Here is a 15,718-nt window from a genome sequence, read left to right as displayed (position 1 = left end):
ACAACTTTGATATCGTTCGCGCCATCATGAAAATGGACGTCCTGGCCCTGGGCGGTGTCTTCGACACCGGCCTGGCCGCCGTGCTCGACACCCTGGCCACCGCCAATGAACTCGCGGCCGCCCAGGGCTGGCCGGCGCCGCCCTTCGACGTGCGCGTCGTCGGCCTGCGCCGGCGTGTGCAGACGGCCCTGGGCCTGCAGGTGCCCGTGCAGGCGGCCGACGGGCGTGCGGCCGACTGGCTGGTGCTGCCCGCCATCGGCACCAAGATGCCGCCGGCCTTGGTGGCCGCCCTCGCCACCCGCGAGGTGCGCGATGCCGCGGCCCATCTGCGCGATCGCCACGCCGCCTGCACGCGCATCGCGGCGGCCTGCATCGGCGGCTTTGTGCTGGCCGAGTCGGGCCTGCTGGACGGCCATGAGGCCACCGTCTCGTGGTGGCTGGGCCCGCTGTTCCGCGAGCGCTATCCGGCCGTGCGCCTGGACGAGTCGCGCATGCTGGTGGCCTCGGGGGATTTCGTGACGACCGGCGCGGCCATCGCCCATATGGACCTGGCGCTGTGGCTGGTGCGCCAGGCCAGCCCCGAGCTGGCGGCCGTGACGGCCCGCTACCTCATCGTCGATCCGCGGCCCTCGCAGGCGCCCTATGTCATCCCCGACCACCTCGCTCACAGCGACCCGCTGGTGGGCCGTTTCGAGCGCTGGGCGCGCGAGCACCTGGCCCAAGGCTTTTCACTCGCCGCCGCCGCGGATGCGCTCGCGACCAGCCCACGCACCTTGCAGCGGCGCCTGGAAGCCGTGCTCGGCAAGTCGCCGCTCGCCTATGTGCAGGACCTGCGTGTGCAGCACGCCGTCCACCTGCTGCAGACCAGCCGCAGCGACGTTGAGGCGATCGCGGCCCAGGTGGGCTATGCGGATGCGGTGACCCTGAGGGCCTTGCTCAGGCGAAAGCTGGGGCGGGGGGTGAAGGAGCTGAGGGCGAGGTGATGGCGACAATCCGGGCATGACCATCTCCTTCCCCAGCGTCTACATCAAGGACACCGGCACCGCCAAAGGCCGCGGCGCCTATGCCTCGCGCGCCCATGCCAAGGGGGAGACCGTCGAGGCCTGTCCGGTGGTGCTGTTCACCGGCAGCTACGCCTCGGTGCCCGGCGAGGTGCGCAAGCTGCTCTTCAACTGGGGCGTGCTGGCCGGCACCGACACGGCCCATTGCCTGGCCCTGGGCTATGGCAGTCTCTACAACCACGAGAACCCGGCCAATATGCGCTATGAGGCCGATGCCGAGTCGCGGCTGCTGCGCTTTGTCGCCATCCGCGACATTGCTGCCGATGAGGAGCTGACCGTCAACTACAACGCCGTCGGCGGCGGCCATGAGTCGGACCAGAACACCTGGTTCACCGGCATGGGCGTCGAGGTCTACAACGGCTGAACTCAGCGCGCCGAGGTGGCCGGCGGCGCATCCTGCGCCACCCACCTCAACAAGGCCTCCAGCACACCCCGCCCGGCCTGGGCCTGCGGGTGGTTGACCATCGCCACCAGCACCCAGCGCTTGCCCGAGGGCGCATCGACGATGCCGGCGAGCGCCACCACATCTCTCAGCGACCCTGTCTTCAAATGCGCCCGCCCGGCCGCCGCACCAAAGCGCCCGGGCTGGCGTGACAGCGTGCCGTCCAGCCCGGCCACCGGCAGCGAGGCCAGCAGCTCGGGCATCCAGGGCTGGACCCAGGCCCAATGCAGCAGCGTGGCCAACTGGGTCGGGCTGATGCGCGTCTCGCGCGCCAGGCCCGAGCCGTTGACGACGCGGCTCGGCGGCGTCGTGCCCACATGGGCGTCCAGCCAGGCCTGCAGCCAGATGGCCGCCGTGTCGGGCGAAGGTGCGGGCACGCCGGCCGCGCGGGCCGTGCTGAGCAGGACCTGCTGGGCCATCAGATTGCTGCTGGCCTTGTTCATGTCGCGCAGGGCCTCGGCCAGCGTCGGGCCAGGCCAGAGCAGGGTCGGCGCGGCGGCGGGCGCGGTGGCCTCGACGATGGCCTCGCCCCGCCAGGCGATGCCGGCCTCGCGCAGCATCAGGGCCAGCAGCCTTGCGGGGTAGGTCGCGGGTTCGGGATCGGCCAGGGTCCAGGTCTGTTCGCCGCAGGCCGCTGGGTAGCTGCCGGTGAAGCGTGGGCGCTGGCCCGGGGCCCATTGCAGCTTCAACGCGCTGCGCCAGTCGCCGCAGGCGCCGGCCGCCATGGGCACGAGGACGGGCGGGTCCAGCGGCGGGTCGGCCGTGACGCGGACCGTCTGGCCGTCGACGCGAAAGGTGTAGCTCACCGCCTTGGCATTCAGCAGCAGGGCCTCGGGCTGGGCATTGCCGACGCGCCAGGGTTCGCGGTCGAAGTCGCCGGGCTCGGCCGTGCCGGGCGTGAAGGCGCTGCGGTCCAGGCGCAGCGGACCGCGCAGTTCGGCCACGCCCAGGTGCTTCAGCCCGGCCCAGAGTCTCTCGGTGGACAGGCGCGGGTCGCCGCTGCCCTGGATGGCCAGGCCGCCGTCCTCGGTCAGCCAGACCGGCGTCTGCCATTGCCAGGCCGGCCCCAGGGTGTCCAGGGCTGCCATGCTGGTGATGAGCTTGGTCAGCGAGGCGGGGTTCTGCGGCAGATCGGCCTGCCAGGCCAGGCGGGGCCTGGCCTCGTCCAGGGCCTGGACGACGACGCCCAGGGCCGTCGCCGGCAGCTGGGCCTGGCGCAGCGCCACCTGGACGGAAAGCGGCAGGGGCTCGGCGGCCTGGCCTCCCACGATCCACCCCGCCAAAAGCAGTCCCGCCAGCCGTTTGCGCATGACCCGAAAGTTACACTGGTCCGATGCCCTCTCTCCTGGCTCTCGACAGCTCGACCGACACGATGGCCCTGGCCCTCGTGGCCCAGGGGCAGACCCGGGTTTTCGAGGCCCAGGGCGGCGCCCAGGCCTCGGCCCGCATGCTGCCCGAGGTCAAGGCCCTGCTGGCCGGCGCCGGCGTGGCGATGGCCGATCTGGACGCCATCGCCTTCGGCCAGGGGCCCGGCGCCTTCACCGGCCTGCGCACGGCCTGTGCCGTCGCCCAGGGCCTGGCCTTCGGCCTGGACAAGCCGGTGCTGGCCATCGACAGCCTGATGCTGGTGGCCGAGGACGCCCACGCCCAGGGGGCCGGTGACGACATCTGGGTGGCCATGGACGCCCGCATCGGCGAGATCTATGCGGCCCGCTACCGCTGGGCCGACGCGGCCTGGCAGGTCGTCGAGGCCCCGGCCCTCTATGCGCCCGAGGTGCTGGCGGCCCACTGGGGCCAGCCGGCCTGCGTGGCCGGCACGGCCTTGACCGAATACGCGGCCGCCCTGGGCACGCTGCCCGGTGCCTGGCCGCAGCCCCGCTCGCGCGCTGCCGCGCTGGCTGCCCTGGCTCTGGCCGCCTGGCAGCGCGGCGAGACGCGCGACGCGGCCGAGGCCCTGCCGGTCTATGTCCGCGACAAGGTCGCGCTGACGACCGCCGAGCGCGAGCAGAAGGCCGCAGCGTCATGAGCGCCCAGCTGGACAACAGCCAGCCGCCCTGGGAGGCGGCCGCGATGCGGGTGCCCGACCTGACCGAGGTCATCGCCATCGAGCGCCAGGCCTATCCGGTGCCGTGGTCGCATGGCAATTTCGTCGATTCCCTGGCTGCGGGCTATCCGGCTGAGGTGCTGCGTGGGCCGCGTGCCGAACTGCTGGGTTATTGGCTCGCCATGCCGGGCGTGGACGAGCTGCACCTGCTCAACATCACCGTCGCGCCGGTCTGGCAAGGGCGCGGCCTGGCCGTCGTCATGCTGGACCGCATCGTGGCTGAATGCCGTCAGCGCGGCCTGACCCAGCTGTGGCTGGAGGTGCGCGTCAGCAACGAGCGCGCCCGCGAGGTTTACCGCCGCTACGGCTTTGCCGAGGTCGGCAGGCGCCGCGCCTACTACCCGGTGCAGCAGGGGCCGCGCGAGGACGCCATCCTGATGAGCCTGTCGGTGGCGCCATGAGCTGGGACGAGCGCCAACGGGCCATGCTGGCCGAGATGGGGTATCGGCTGCCCGCGGTGAGCGCGGCCGCCGAGGCCGTTGAAGTCGCCGAGGCCGAACCCGAACCCATCGAAGTGGCCGCACCACCGCCGCCCGTGATGCGCGTGGCGGCAGCGCCTTCGGTGCAGCCGTCCAACTTCAGCGGCCTGGACCTGGCGGCCCTGCGCGAAGCCGTGGCCGGCTGCCGCGCCTGTGGCCTGTGCGAGCAGCGCCGCAACGCCGTCTTCGGCGCGGGCGCGCTGCAGCAGGCGCAATGGCTGGTCGTCACCGACCCGCCCGACGAAGCCGACGACGCCAGCGGCGAGGCCATGAGCGCGGACGCCGGCCGCTTGCTGGACCGCATGCTGAGCGCCGCCGGCCAGCGCCGTGGCGGCGACGACGCGACCGCCTTCGTGACGCCCATCGTCAAGTGTCGCCCGCCGCGCGGCCGCCCGCCCCAGCCGGCCGAGCTGGTCGCCTGCGAGGCCGTACTGGCGCGCCAGGCCGAATTGCTGCGCCCCCGCCTCGTGCTGGCCATGGGCCTGCAGGCGGCGCGCCGGCTGACCGGCCTGGCCGAGCCCCTGGGCAAGCTGCGTGGCCGCGTGCATTCATGGCGCGACGTGCCGGTGGTCGTCACCTACCATCCGGCCTACCTCTTGCGTTCGCCGGCCGACAAGGCCGGTGCCTGGGACGATCTGTGTCTGGCCCGCATGACCTCCAAAGCATGACCTCGGCCGGGAGCGACTCCGCCCTGGAGAACGAGGCCGCGCGCTTCAAGCTGCTGGCCGACTATCTGCCGGCCTGGATCGCCCTCTACGACGCCAAGACCGAGCTCTGCCTGTTCGCCAACCGCGGCTATGCCGAGGCCTTCGGCCTGACCGAGCAGAGCATTCTCGGCAAGACCTTCGGCGAGATCATCGGCCCCGAGGCGCTGAAGGTCATCCAGCCGGCGGTGGACCGCGTGCTGTCCGAGCGCATCGCCGTCAGCTACGAGCGCGAACTGCCCGAGGCCGACGGCACGCCGCGCTGGATCGAGGTCCACCTCATCCCTCAGCTGGGCGAGGACGGCGTGCCGGTGGCGAGCTGCGTCCTCATCAACGACATCACCAAATTCCGCCTGGCCGAACGCCAGGTGCGCGAGTCCGAGGCGCGGCTGGACAAGTTCATGCAGGCGACGGTCGAGGGCATCCTCTTCCACAAGGACGGCATCACCACCGACGTGAACCCGCCCTGCTGCGAGCTGGTCGGCTACACGCTGGCGGAGATGGTCGGCCGCCATGTGCTGTCCTTCATCGCTGAGGACGAGCTGAACAAGGTCAAGGAGGTCATGCGCCTGGGCAAGGAGGTGCGCTACGAGACTGCCGTCACGCACAAGGACGGCACGCGCATCCCGGTCGAATTCATCGTGCGCACCATCGAGCGCGACGGCGAGAAGCTGCGCATGACCATCGTGCGCGACATCCGCGACCGTATCGAGAGCGAGGCGCGCATCCAGCACCTGGCCCACCACGACGCGCTGACCGGCCTGCTCAACCGCGCCGCCTTCATGGACCGCATGGCCCTGCTGATGAAGCGCGCCGAGCGCAAGGGCGAGATGCTGGCCCTGCTCTTCATCGACCTGGACAACTTCAAGCGCGTCAACGACTCCCTGGGTCATCTCGAAGGCGACCAGGTGCTGACGACGGTGTCCGAGCGCTTGGTCGGCGCCCTGCGCGGCAGCGACCTCGTCGGCCGCTTCGGTGGCGATGAATTCGTCGTGCTGCTGACCGACCTGAACAGCCGCGCCGACATCAAGGTGGTGCTGGACGCGCTGCTGTCGGTCGTCGAGGTGCCGGTCAAGGCCGACGGCCGCGCGCTGTCCGTCACGCCCTCCATCGGCGTGGCCGTCTATCCCGACGACGGCCGCCAGCCCGAGGACCTCATCCAGCATGCCGACACGGCCATGTACCGCGCCAAGGCGCGCGGCCGCGCCACCTACCAGTTCTTCGAGCCGGCCCTGGCCGAGACCGCCTATGCCGACCTGGTGCTGGAGGCCGAGCTGGCCCAGGGCCTGACGCGCAACGAGTTCGAACTCTTCTTCCAGCCCCAGGTCGAGGCGACGACGGGCCAGCTGTCCGGTGCCGAGGCCCTGCTGCGCTGGCGCCATCCGCAGCGCGGCCTGTTGAGCCCGGACGCCTTCATCTTCGTCGCCGAGCGCCACCGCCTGATGCTCAACCTCGGCGAGTGGGTGCTGCGCGAAGCGGCCGTGACGGCACGCCGCTGGCGCGAGAAGGGCCTGACCCAGGGCCACGGCCCCATGCGCATCGCCGTCAACCTGTCGCGCATCCAGTTCCATCTCGATGGCTTTGCCGACACCGTCAAGCGCGTGCTGCAGGAGTGCCATGCCGAAGGCCAGTGGCTGGAGCTGGAGCTGACCGAGCGCATGCTGATCGACGACATCGAGCATGCGCCGGCGACGCTGGCCCAGCTGCGCGCCCTGGGCCTGACCGTGTCGGTCGACGACTTCGGCACCGGCTACACCTCGCTGGCCCATTTGACCGAGCTGCCGCTGGACAAGCTCAAGATCGACCAGGGCTTCGTCGCCCGCCTGCCTGACGACGTCGGCGCCCAGGCCATCACGCGGGCCATCGTGCAGATGGCGGTCGGTCTGGGGCTGACCGTCACGGCCGAGGGCGTGCGCAGCGCCGCGCAGTGGCAGTTGCTGGCCGGCTGGGGCTGCCAGCAGTTCCAGGGCGAGTTGGTCGGCGCACCGATGCCGGCGGCCGAGTTCGAGGCCTGGGTCAAAGCCCGATGAAGTGTGAGCCCCTCGCCCGGTCTTGCCGCGCTGAACGCGGGCCAGCCCAGTCGGTCCCCCGAGGGGACGCAGCCGCCCGCGGCGTGGAGCCGCGCGCAACTGCCGGCGGGCCGGCTTGGGGCGGCCCGGCGCTCGGCCCGGAATACGGCAACCTTCTGCCATGACGCTTGACGAAAAGATCCATGCCGAGATCGCCGCAGCCGGTGGCTGGCTGCCGTTCGACCGCTTCATGGCCCTGGCCCTGTACGAGCCCGGCCTGGGCTATTACGCCGGCGGCCGGCGCAAATTCGGCCAGATGCCCAGCGAGGGCTCGGACTTCGTCACCGCCCCCGAGATGTCGCCCCTGTTCGGCCGCGCGCTGGCGCGCCAGCTGGCCCAGGCCATGGACGCCAGCGGCTGCCGCGACGTCGTCGAGTTCGGTGCCGGCTCGGGCGCGCTGGCGGCGCAGTTGATCGCCGAACTGGATGCCCTGGGCGCTGGCCTGGCGCGCTACGCAATAGTCGAGCTGTCGGCCGAGCTGCGCGAGCGCCAGCGCGAACGGCTTGCGCATTGGGGCGAGCGTGTCGACTGGCTGGACGCCCTGCCCGAGGAGCTGGAGGCCGTCGTCGTCGGCAACGAGGTGCTGGATGCCATGCCGGTGCAGCTCATCGCCTTCGACGGCCAGGCCTGGCGCGAACGCGGCGTGGTCTCGGCCGGCGAGGGCTTTGCCTTCGAGGATCGCGACAGCCGGCTGCGCCCGCCGCTCCAGGATCCGGGGCATGGCGGCTTCGTGCCCGGCACCGTCACCGAGATCCATCCCCAGGGCGAGGCCTTCATCGCCACGCTGGGCCGCACGCTCAAGCGCGGCGCGGCCTTCTTCATCGACTACGGCTTCCCCGAGGCCGAGTACTACCACCCGCAGCGCCGCGGCGGCACGCTGATGTGCCACCAGGGCCATCTGGCCGACCCCGACCCCCTCTTGGCCGTGGGCGACAAGGACATCACGGCCCACGTCAACTTCACCGGCGTGGCGCTGGCGGGCCAGGACGCCGGCCTCGTCGTGCTGGGCTACACCAGCCAGGCCAACTTTCTGCTCAACTGCGGTATCGCCGATCTGCTGGCCGGCACGTCCCTGGGTGAGCGCGCCATGGCCCACCGCCTGCTGGCCGAGCATGAGATGGGCGAGCTGTTCAAGGTGATTGGCTTTGCGCCGCTGAGCGCGCCTTTTGACGCTTTGGGGTTTGAGCGCGGAGACCGTTCCCACAAGCTCTGAGACCGGACCGAGGACAGCGCCTGCGCGCTGTGCGACGCCTGACGAAGGACTTGCCGCCTGCAAGCGGCAAGGCATGAAAGGGGTTGTGATGAAGGCTTGGCTGTTGTCGTTGATGCCTCTGCTGTTGCTCTGCGCCCCGGCGCTGGCACAGGATCTCAATGCCGGCCGCAATCTTGCGGCCACCTGCGCCAACTGCCATGGCACGCATGGCCGGCCGCGCGGCCAGGTGCTGCCGCCGCTGGCCGGCATGAAGGCCGAGCTGATGCTGGAACTGCTGGCCGACTTCCGCAGCGGCCGCCAGGGCGGCACCGTCATGCCGCAGATCGTCAAGGGCTATAGCGAGGAACAGCTGCGCCTGGTCGCGGCCTACTTCGCCGCCCAGGCCAAGCCATGATCGCGCGGCGCCAGCTGATCACGGCGGGCGGCCTGGCCCTGGCGGGCTGCGCAAGCCTCTCGGCCAAGGCCGGCCTCGGCCATGTCGTCGTCGTGGGCGGCGGCTTTGGCGGCGCGACGGCGGCCCGCTATCTGAAGCTCTGGGGCGGCGCGGCGGTCGACGTGACGCTGGTGGAGCGCAGCGAGGGCTTCATCTCCTGCCCCATGTCCAACCTCGTCATCGCCGGGGTGCGCGACCCCATCAGCATCGCCCATGGCTATGGCGGCCTGGAGGCGTTGGGCGTGAAGCGCCAGCGCGCCGAGGTCGTCGGCATCGACCCGGCGGCCAAGACCCTGCGCCTGGCCGACCGCGGCACGCTGTCCTGGGACCGGCTGGTGCTCGCTCCCGGCATCGACTTCATGCTCGACGGCATTCCCGGCCTTGCCGATGCGTTCGACAGCGGCCGCGCCGTGCATGCCTGGAAGGCCGGCATGCAGACCATGACCCTGCGCCGCCAGCTCGAGGCCCTGCCCGATGGCGGCGTCGTGCTGATGAGCATTCCCAAGGCCCCCTACCGCTGCCCGCCCGGTCCCTATGAACGGGCCTGCCTGATCGCGGCCTACCTGAAGCGCGCCAAGCCGCGCGCCAAGCTGCTGGTGCTGGACGCCAACCCCGAGGTACAGAGCAAGAAGGCGCTGTTCGAACGCGCTTTTGCCGAGCACCATGCCGGCGTGCTGGAGTACCGGCCCAATGCCGAGCTCAAGGAGGTGCTGGCCGACGGCACGGCGCGCTTCGAGTTCGAGGACGTCCAGGCCGATGTGCTCAACCTGATCCCGCCGCAGCGGGCCGGCGATCTGGCCCGGGACTTTGCCAATGTGAACCGCCGCTGGGTGGGCATCGACTGGCTGAGCATGCAGGCCCAGGCCGCGCCGGGCGTGCATGTCGTCGGCGACGCCATCCTGTCGGCCCCGGCCATGCCCAAGTCGGGCCACCTGGCCAACCAGCAGGCCAAGCTGGCGGCGGCCGCCGTGCTGCAGTTGCTCCAGGGCGAGGCGGTGAACCCGGCGCCCGTCGTCATGAACACCTGCTACAGCTTCGTCACGCCCACCGAGGCCATGCATGTGGCCTCCGTCCACCAATACGACGCGGCGGACAAGACCATGAAGGCCGTGCCCGGTGCGGGCGGCGTGTCGCCCACGGCCAGCCCGCGCGAAGGCGGCTTCGCGCTGGCCTGGGCCGAGAACATCTGGGCCGACAGCCTAGCCCTGGGCCTAGGGAAGTAGGCCGCCCAGGCTGCCCAGCGTGGGGGCCGCGGCACCGGGGCCGCGTGCCGCTGCCAAGGCCGCCCAGGCCGCGCGCACGGCCGGGTCGTCATCGCGGCCGGCCTGCAGGCGGGTCTGCAGCCAGGCCGTGACACTGTCCAGCGGATGGCCGAGCGGCAGCTTGGCGGGTCGTGCCTGGCGCGCGGCTGCCAGGCGCTCGGCCGCGTCGGGTGCCCGCAGCAGCAGGGCCGTCAGGGCGATGTCCAGGCGCACGACCCAGAGCTGGATGACGCCGGTGTCCTTCACGCCGGCCAGCAGTTCGGCGCTGCGCGCCAGCTCGCCACGGGCGCGGGCCAGCCGCCCTTCGATCTGGTCGAGCCGGCTGCCGCGCAGCGCCAGGGCGGAGGGCAGAGGGCGCTCGCGCAGGCGCTGCAGCGCCGCGCCGGCCAGTGCAGTTTCACCGGCGCCGAGCGCGGCGTCGGCCAGCAGCAGCAGGCTGCGGCTGCGGCGGTCGCCGCCGTTCAGGGCCGCCGCCTGCGCCAGCAGTCGCCGCATGGCGTCCCCGTCGGGCCGGCCGTTGCGCGACAGGGCGCCCAGCAGCTCGGCCTGGAAAACCAGCAGGGCGTCGGCCGCGAGGCCATCGGCGCGGGCGTCCTCCAGCAGGGTCTGGCGGGTCTTCAGCTCATCCGCGTGGCGGCCCTGCCATTGCTGGGTGGCGGCCCAGGTGCTGGCGCTCTGCAGGGCGAATTGATTGCCCGGCCCGAGGGTGCTGCGCGCGGCGGCCACCAGCGAGCGGGCCCGCACGTCGATGCCGTCGAACTGGGCCGTCAGGCCCATCAGCGAGATCTCGTGGCGGCGCAGCACCAGCACCGGCAGGGCCAGGCGCGGGTCGGGGTGGGTCCACAGCGGCCGGGTCTGGCGCACCACCTCGAGGGACTCGTCCAGCCGGCCCTGCAGGCGGCGCAGCACGTCGAGGTTGAGCAGGTAGTCGGCGCGCTCGTAGACATCGTCGGGGCGCAGTTTTTCGGTCAGCACCCGCACGCGCTCCAGCGCCCGCTCGGAGTCGGCCAGACGGCCGCTGTGCATGTAGTCGGCGGCGAGGATGAACTGCTGCTGGCGCACCTCCTCGCTGTCCGGCCCGAAGCGCCGCGCCAGTGCCGGGGCCATGGGCTCCAGCAATTCGATGGCGGCATCGTGGTTGCCCATGATCTGCTGCACCTGGCCGAGGCTGAGCCTGGCCTGCAGCACCGGCGCCGAGTCCTCGTCATGCTGGCTGCGCGCCAGGGCCAGCCATTGCTCGCCCAGCGGCAGCGCATGGTCGAAGCGGTTCAGGGCCATATAGGTGCGCGACAGCACCTCCAGCAGCCGCGCGCGCGTGGCGGGGTCGTCGCTGAACCGGGCCGCCAGCTTCTCGCGGCCGTCGTCCAGCAGCTCCAGCACCGTGGGCGAGTGGCCCTGTCCGGGCCGGCCGCCGTCGGACAGCAGCTCGGTGAGGAAGTGCGTCACCGTGTCGCTGCGCTGCCGGGCGGCCTCGGCTTCGCGCCATTGCCAGGTGCTGGCGACAATGCCGGCCGTCAGGCTGAGCAGCAGCAGGGCGCCGAGGGCGATGGGCAGGGCCTGGCGGCGCAGCAGCAGGACGGTGCGGTGGCGCCAGCCGCGGTCGCGCCGGGCCGCGACGGGGCGCTGCTGCTGCCAGCGGCGCAGGTCTTCGATGAGGGCGTGCACACCGACATAGCGCTCGGCGGGCCGCTTGCTCATGGCCTTGGCGGCGATGGCTTCGAGGTCGCCGCGGGCACGCCGCGCATCGCGGGGGCGGCCGGGGCCGGCCTCGTCCTCGGGCAGGTCGAGCAGGGCCGCGATGCGGTGCGGCGCCAGGTGCAGCACGGCATGCTCCAGGGCCGCGGGGCTGTCGCCGCGGCGGCCGAAGGGCAGGTGGCCGGTCAGCAACTCGAACAGCATGACGCCGAGGGCGAAGACATCGACGCCGGTGCCGGCGTCGTCGCTCTCGATGAGCTCGGGTGCCGCGTAGGCGGGCGTCAGGCCGGCGCGGGCATCGCCGGCCTGCTGGCCGGGCGAGGCGGCCAGGCCGAAGTCCAGCAGCTTGGGCACGCCCTGCGGCGTGACCATGACGTTGCCGGGCTTGAGGTCGCGGTGCACGACGAGGCGGGCGTGGGCGTACTCCACCGCTTCGGCCAGGCGCAGGAGCAGGGCGACGCGGTCGGCCAGCGTCGGGCAATGGGCGCGGGCATGCTCGGCCAGAGGCAGGCCCTCGACGAGTTCGATGACGAGATAGGCATGGGCGTCCTGCACGCCGGCGTCGAGCAGGGCGGCGATGCTGGTGTGGGTGAGCAGGCCCAGGGCCGCACGCTCGCGCCGGAAGCGCCGCGCGACTGCCGGCGTGGTGCCGTCGCCGTGCAGCAGCTTGATGGCGGCGCGGGCCTGGTAGAGGCCGTCGTCGCGCTCGGCTTCCCAGACGTCACCCAGGCCGCCGCCGCCGATGCGCCGCCACAGCACCCAGGCGCCCAGCCTGAGCCCTGCCAGCGCGGTGGCGTCGCCCGCTTCTGCCTGCATGCTGCCCAGGCGGGCTTACCAGCTGCCGGTGTTGGGCATGGAGGCCCAGGGCTCGGCCGGCGCCTGCGCGGGGCCGGCTTGCAGCAGTTCCACCGAGATGCCGTCGGGCGAGCGAACAAAGGCCATGCGGCCGTCGCGCGGCGGGCGGTTGATGGTCACGCCGTGGTCCATCAGCTTCTGGCAGGCGGCGTAGATGTCGGGCACGGCGTAGGCGAGGTGGCCGAAGTTGCGGCCGCCACCATAGCCCTTCTCGTCCCAGTTGTAGGTCAGCTCGACCTGGGCTTCGTCATCGCCCGGCGCGGCCAGGAAGACGAGGGTGAAGCGGCCGGCCTCATGCTCGCTGCGGCGCAGTTCGCGCAGGCCGAGGGCGTCGCAATAGAACTTCAGCGAGGCGTCGAGGTCGCTGACGCGGACCATGGTGTGCAGGTATTTCATATTAGCCTGTTTCGCTCTTTTGTTCGTGATTGGCATGTTTCAATGATGGACACATGCTCAGCTCACGCGCCACCCAACATCGTGCCTCAGTCTATGTACTCCCGATCGCGCGCTTTACAACCGTCAGCGACGTTCCTGGAGAGGGCTTCTTGCCGGTTGACCATTGCATCAACGGCGGCAGGGTCAGTTATTGGCGGTCGGCCAAATCGGCTAAGGACCTCAAAGGAAAGACATTCGCCAAGCTGCCGATCGTGCTGAATGCCGACGGCAGCCCATGGATACCTGCTGCCCTTTGGATGATGGACATCGCCAGGCATCTCCCTCGTGAAGGTTGGTCGCAACGAAATAGAAGCCGGCGTCATCGAGGATCGAAACCATCTGCTCTCGTGTGAAATGGATCCTCCAGATGCTGCTTATGACGTACCTAAGACCGGGTGATCGCCTATGGGCGACGGCAAGTGCGTTCCTTGCTATCGGTGAAAAAACCGCGGCAAGCTCGGAATTGGGCAGATCTCCGCGATTGATCGCGTCGGCTAGTTTCAGGCACGCCTCGGGCTGACGAAGGCAAATGACTTCATCAATGTCGAGAAAGACGATGGGGCGAGCCATTGCAACGCGCTTCTAGCGAGCCTGCCTCATGCGCAGACGCCGTTGACGATGCGGCGCAGCTGGTCAACCAGCAGGTCGACGCCGCCTCGCCGTGCGGCGATATCCAAGGGGCGTGCCCCCATACCGAAAGCAGGCGCCATTAGCCAGTCCACGAGCCACGGCTCCGGGTCGCGCGTGGCGAAGGTGCGAACTTCGTCGAGGAGCCGCTCGTAGGCTGGGCTGCAGGCAAATCTCTCAAGCTCGTCGAGCTCGGCGCGCTTGCGGGCGAGGATCTCGACGATGAAGCTGCTGCTCATCGCGCTGGCGGGGCACGACGCCGGGCCTTGTCCGTTGCGGCTGACCGCTTGCGCCGCGTGCGGGGATTGCCCGAGGGAAGTTGCAGTAGCAAATCGCCCGCGCAGCCCGCCTTTGGAGGGGCGCCGCGAATGCCAGCGTCGAATTGTTTTCCGGCGCAGTCTGTCAGGGTCACCGACGTGCCCTGATCGTCTGTGCGGAGCCAGACTTCCGTGATCTGGCGCGACGACCACTGCCCCGTCGGCGAGGCCCAAGCCGGCATCATGGCCACGAGACCCCTGACATGGCTGGCTCCGATAGTCTTAATCACGTCTGCCAGATCCGTCTCCCAGGCAATGCACAGGGTGTAGTTCGTCGCCAAATCCCTGCCTTCCAGGTCAACGTGCTCCAGCGTCAGCAAGAACCAGGGCACGTGCAGCGTCATCTCCATGGCCCGCCAGTGCTTGCTGCCTGGCTCAGCCAGCCCCTCAGGCATCGGGAACTCGTACTGGGGAAGCGAAAGGAACATTGATGTGACGCCGAGAACACCAGGGCGTTCGAGGGGCGGATTGTTGACGTGCAGGCAATTCTTGGCCGACCGCGTCCGTATGCAAATTCTTGATATGGAGCCGGCTGCGATAGGGTGCGAGGCTGCGAGAAATTCATGGTCAAGACCTTGCACAGCCGTCAGAACAAGATCTATCTGGACAAGCTTCGCCAGCTCCGGGAGGCACGCAACCTGCGTCAGGCTGACCTGGCGTTGCTGCTGGGCCGCACCCAAAGCGCGGTCAGCCACGTCGAGAGTGGCCATACCCGGCTAGACATCATTGGCCTGCGGGACTGGCTGGAGGCGCTGAACTACGGCTTCCTGCGCTTCCTGAAGGAACTCAATGCTGAGCTACGACGAGCTGACGCCCTGCCACTGCGTAGCAAGCCGCTCCGAAAGCGCAAACGTGCTCCGCAACTGGGCCACCTCGGGGCCAGCCGCATCACGCGCGCCGGGCGCGCGCTCGACAAATGATCACGGCGGACGACCGCAGACGCTATGTGATCCTGCGGAGGCGAGGTTCTCAACGAGTTTTGCCGGGACGCCGGCTGGAAGGCTTACCTTCGAGATTCAGCCATCGAGCTGCCGATCGTCTACCGACGCTGGGCTTCTTGCGCCACTTCGACGCCACCTAGAGCAGCTACAGAAACTCGCCTACTTCTTCGGCGCGACGCTGAGCTTGTTTGAACACATCCAGGCAAACCGCGCCACGTCAGAGCAGCGGCGCCAGCCTGTAGGGCGTGCTCAGGTACTCGAGTTCGTGATGCCGGCTACAGCAGGCCGGGAAGTTGGTGGCGCTGGATGCGCTCGTCGAGGTTCCTGACGAACTCCTCTAACGTCACGCCACATGCGTGCGTCCACAAAGCGAGCTCGAAGACATCCACGCGTCGGCGGCCAGACTCGCAGCGGCTGATGATGTCCTGGCCAATGCCCATCCGGTCAGCCAGCTCCATCTGACTGATCTCCGCTTTATCCCTGAGAAGGTTCAACTCCTCTAGGAACAATTTGTACTTTTCGTGGTGGAGCGGGTATCTCATCCTGCGACGGTTGCGAATGCAACCGAACAGGATCAGAGGGAAGGCAAATTATGGGAAAACGCCATAATTTCTGCGCCAGTCGAGGCGAGAGGCGCGACGGTGCTTGCCAACAGGCCATCTCGATTTGGCTGGAACAGGGCCGCATCGAGGAAATGACGCAGAGGCCTAACGTCTGATTGCTGACTCGCTTTCAGCTCACTGGTGCCCCGCCCTCAAAAGCTTGCCTGACTCGCGCACGAAGGTGAAGAGGTTGGACTTGGAATGGCGTCGAACGCCATGCCCACCTCCACCTAGCCGCCAAAGCCGAGGCGGATATGGGCCTAGTGAAAATTCCGGCTCTTCGTCTTCAGCGCACCCAGCATGTCGGTGCGGTCTTCCAAGTAGCCGGCGATAAGGTTGCACACGCCATCGGCGCGCTGCCAACGTCCCTTCACACCCATCAGGCGCGCGCCCATCATGGTCTGGCGGTACTTCTCCCAGATCGCACGGTGGCAGATGACCTGGACGTCGCCATGCTCGTCTTCAAGGCTGATGAAGAC

Annotated in this window: 17 protein-coding genes; 10 read left to right on the top strand and 7 right to left on the bottom strand. The window is 69.8% G+C overall.

The window, feature by feature from the left end:
* The first annotated feature begins 26 nt into the window (after window positions 1–26).
* Together J2X20_RS12650 and J2X20_RS12645 are read left to right on the top strand one after the other, a co-directional pair.
* A complete protein-coding gene (locus J2X20_RS12650) occupies window positions 27–983 on the top strand; it encodes a GlxA family transcriptional regulator (protein WP_310265215.1) in 957 nt (318 codons plus the stop codon).
* 16 nt (window positions 984–999) lie between these two features.
* Window positions 1,000–1,425, top strand: coding sequence for an SET domain-containing protein-lysine N-methyltransferase (locus J2X20_RS12645; protein ID WP_310265213.1), 426 nt, complete (start codon window positions 1,000–1,002; stop codon window positions 1,423–1,425).
* A gap of 2 nt (window positions 1,426–1,427) precedes the next feature.
* Here the strand turns inward: J2X20_RS12645 and dacB are convergent, their stop codons facing one another.
* Complete coding sequence (dacB, locus tag J2X20_RS12640; RefSeq protein ID WP_310265210.1) at window positions 1,428–2,771, bottom strand: D-alanyl-D-alanine carboxypeptidase/D-alanyl-D-alanine endopeptidase; 1,344 nt, start codon at window positions 2,769–2,771, stop codon at window positions 1,428–1,430.
* 65 nt (window positions 2,772–2,836) lie between these two features.
* Between dacB and tsaB the strand changes: the two genes are divergently transcribed.
* From tsaB to J2X20_RS12605, 7 genes are all read left to right on the top strand, one after another.
* Window positions 2,837–3,529 carry a tRNA (adenosine(37)-N6)-threonylcarbamoyltransferase complex dimerization subunit type 1 TsaB gene (gene tsaB / locus J2X20_RS12635; protein WP_310265206.1) on the top strand — a complete coding sequence of 231 codons (693 nt, stop codon included), beginning with the start codon at window positions 2,837–2,839 and terminating at the stop codon, window positions 3,527–3,529.
* The gene (gene rimI / locus J2X20_RS12630; protein ID WP_310265204.1) at window positions 3,526–4,008 is read left to right on the top strand and encodes a ribosomal protein S18-alanine N-acetyltransferase; all 483 of its coding nucleotides are present in this window, start codon (window positions 3,526–3,528) and stop codon (window positions 4,006–4,008) included. Before tsaB ends, rimI begins: the two co-directional genes overlap by 4 nt.
* Window positions 4,005–4,754, top strand: a complete 750-nt coding sequence (locus J2X20_RS12625; protein WP_310265201.1) for a uracil-DNA glycosylase — start codon at window positions 4,005–4,007, stop codon at window positions 4,752–4,754. Before rimI ends, J2X20_RS12625 begins: the two co-directional genes overlap by 4 nt.
* A complete protein-coding gene (locus J2X20_RS12620; protein WP_310265198.1) occupies window positions 4,751–6,820 on the top strand; it encodes a putative bifunctional diguanylate cyclase/phosphodiesterase in 2,070 nt (689 codons plus the stop codon). The genes J2X20_RS12625 and J2X20_RS12620 overlap by 4 nt, the downstream gene beginning before the upstream one ends.
* Before the next feature lie 160 nt (window positions 6,821–6,980).
* Complete coding sequence (locus J2X20_RS12615) at window positions 6,981–8,072, top strand: class I SAM-dependent methyltransferase (RefSeq protein WP_310265196.1); 1,092 nt, start codon at window positions 6,981–6,983, stop codon at window positions 8,070–8,072.
* A gap of 88 nt (window positions 8,073–8,160) precedes the next feature.
* Window positions 8,161–8,466 carry a c-type cytochrome gene (locus tag J2X20_RS12610; RefSeq protein ID WP_310265194.1) on the top strand — a complete coding sequence of 102 codons (306 nt, stop codon included), beginning with the start codon at window positions 8,161–8,163 and terminating at the stop codon, window positions 8,464–8,466.
* On the top strand, window positions 8,463–9,728 hold the full coding sequence (locus J2X20_RS12605; protein ID WP_310265191.1) for an NAD(P)/FAD-dependent oxidoreductase: 1,266 nt from the start codon (window positions 8,463–8,465) through the stop codon (window positions 9,726–9,728). Before J2X20_RS12610 ends, J2X20_RS12605 begins: the two co-directional genes overlap by 4 nt.
* On the opposite strand, the gene J2X20_RS12600 is transcribed toward J2X20_RS12605, so the two are convergent.
* From J2X20_RS12600 to J2X20_RS12585, 4 genes are all read right to left on the bottom strand, one after another.
* Window positions 9,717–12,278 carry a serine/threonine-protein kinase gene (locus J2X20_RS12600; protein WP_310265188.1) on the bottom strand — a complete coding sequence of 854 codons (2,562 nt, stop codon included), beginning with the start codon at window positions 12,276–12,278 and terminating at the stop codon, window positions 9,717–9,719. The two genes, J2X20_RS12605 and J2X20_RS12600, sit on opposite strands and share 12 nt — an antisense overlap.
* Window positions 12,279–12,293: 15 nt before the next feature.
* Window positions 12,294–12,713: a VOC family protein gene (locus tag J2X20_RS12595; RefSeq protein ID WP_310265187.1), complete on the bottom strand. Its 420-nt coding sequence runs from the start codon at window positions 12,711–12,713 to the stop codon at window positions 12,294–12,296.
* A gap of 635 nt (window positions 12,714–13,348) precedes the next feature.
* The gene (locus J2X20_RS12590; RefSeq protein WP_310265184.1) at window positions 13,349–13,618 is read right to left on the bottom strand and encodes a hypothetical protein; all 270 of its coding nucleotides are present in this window, start codon (window positions 13,616–13,618) and stop codon (window positions 13,349–13,351) included.
* On the bottom strand, window positions 13,615–14,091 hold the full coding sequence (locus J2X20_RS12585) for a hypothetical protein (RefSeq protein WP_310265182.1): 477 nt from the start codon (window positions 14,089–14,091) through the stop codon (window positions 13,615–13,617). The genes J2X20_RS12590 and J2X20_RS12585 overlap by 4 nt, the downstream gene beginning before the upstream one ends.
* A 168-nt stretch (window positions 14,092–14,259) precedes the next feature.
* Here J2X20_RS12585 and J2X20_RS12580 point away from each other — a divergent pair, with 168 nt between their 5' ends.
* Window positions 14,260–14,616, top strand: coding sequence for a helix-turn-helix domain-containing protein (locus J2X20_RS12580; RefSeq protein ID WP_310265179.1), 357 nt, complete (start codon window positions 14,260–14,262; stop codon window positions 14,614–14,616).
* A gap of 296 nt (window positions 14,617–14,912) precedes the next feature.
* Here J2X20_RS12580 and J2X20_RS12575 read toward each other — a convergent pair whose 3' ends face one another.
* Window positions 14,913–15,179: a helix-turn-helix domain-containing protein gene (locus J2X20_RS12575; RefSeq protein WP_310265178.1), complete on the bottom strand. Its 267-nt coding sequence runs from the start codon at window positions 15,177–15,179 to the stop codon at window positions 14,913–14,915.
* A gap of 320 nt (window positions 15,180–15,499) precedes the next feature.
* A partial coding sequence (locus tag J2X20_RS12570) for a hypothetical protein (RefSeq protein ID WP_310265174.1) occupies window positions 15,500–15,718 on the bottom strand: 219 nt, incomplete at its 5' end.

Source organism: Roseateles saccharophilus, assembly GCF_031458095.1.
GTDB classification, from domain to species: Bacteria; Pseudomonadota; Gammaproteobacteria; order Burkholderiales; family Burkholderiaceae_C; genus Pelomonas; species Pelomonas saccharophila_A.
Note: the sequence above shows the minus strand (reverse complement) of the source record. Positions and strands in the feature narration are given on the sequence as shown.

Bases quoted from the DNA above. Each gene is read 5' to 3' on its own strand.
- J2X20_RS12650 (WP_310265215.1), top strand. From the start codon at position 27: ATGAAAATGGACGTCCTGGCCCTGGGCGGTGTCTTCGACACCGGCCTG.
- J2X20_RS12645 (WP_310265213.1), top strand. From the start codon at position 1,000: ATGACCATCTCCTTCCCCAGCGTCTACATCAAGGACACCGGCACCGCC.
- tsaB (WP_310265206.1), top strand. From the start codon at position 2,837: ATGCCCTCTCTCCTGGCTCTCGACAGCTCGACCGACACGATGGCCCTG.
- rimI (WP_310265204.1), top strand. From the start codon at position 3,526: ATGAGCGCCCAGCTGGACAACAGCCAGCCGCCCTGGGAGGCGGCCGCG.
- J2X20_RS12625 (WP_310265201.1), top strand. From the start codon at position 4,005: ATGAGCTGGGACGAGCGCCAACGGGCCATGCTGGCCGAGATGGGGTAT.
- J2X20_RS12620 (WP_310265198.1), top strand. From the start codon at position 4,751: ATGACCTCGGCCGGGAGCGACTCCGCCCTGGAGAACGAGGCCGCGCGC.
- J2X20_RS12615 (WP_310265196.1), top strand. From the start codon at position 6,981: ATGACGCTTGACGAAAAGATCCATGCCGAGATCGCCGCAGCCGGTGGC.
- J2X20_RS12610 (WP_310265194.1), top strand. From the start codon at position 8,161: ATGAAGGCTTGGCTGTTGTCGTTGATGCCTCTGCTGTTGCTCTGCGCC.
- J2X20_RS12605 (WP_310265191.1), top strand. From the start codon at position 8,463: ATGATCGCGCGGCGCCAGCTGATCACGGCGGGCGGCCTGGCCCTGGCG.
- J2X20_RS12600 (WP_310265188.1), bottom strand. From the start codon at position 12,278: ATGCAGGCAGAAGCGGGCGACGCCACCGCGCTGGCAGGGCTCAGGCTG.
- J2X20_RS12595 (WP_310265187.1), bottom strand. From the start codon at position 12,713: ATGAAATACCTGCACACCATGGTCCGCGTCAGCGACCTCGACGCCTCG.
- J2X20_RS12590 (WP_310265184.1), bottom strand. From the start codon at position 13,618: ATGAGCAGCAGCTTCATCGTCGAGATCCTCGCCCGCAAGCGCGCCGAG.
- J2X20_RS12585 (WP_310265182.1), bottom strand. From the start codon at position 14,091: ATGCCTGAGGGGCTGGCTGAGCCAGGCAGCAAGCACTGGCGGGCCATG.
- J2X20_RS12580 (WP_310265179.1), top strand. From the start codon at position 14,260: ATGGTCAAGACCTTGCACAGCCGTCAGAACAAGATCTATCTGGACAAG.
- J2X20_RS12575 (WP_310265178.1), bottom strand. From the start codon at position 15,179: ATGAGATACCCGCTCCACCACGAAAAGTACAAATTGTTCCTAGAGGAG.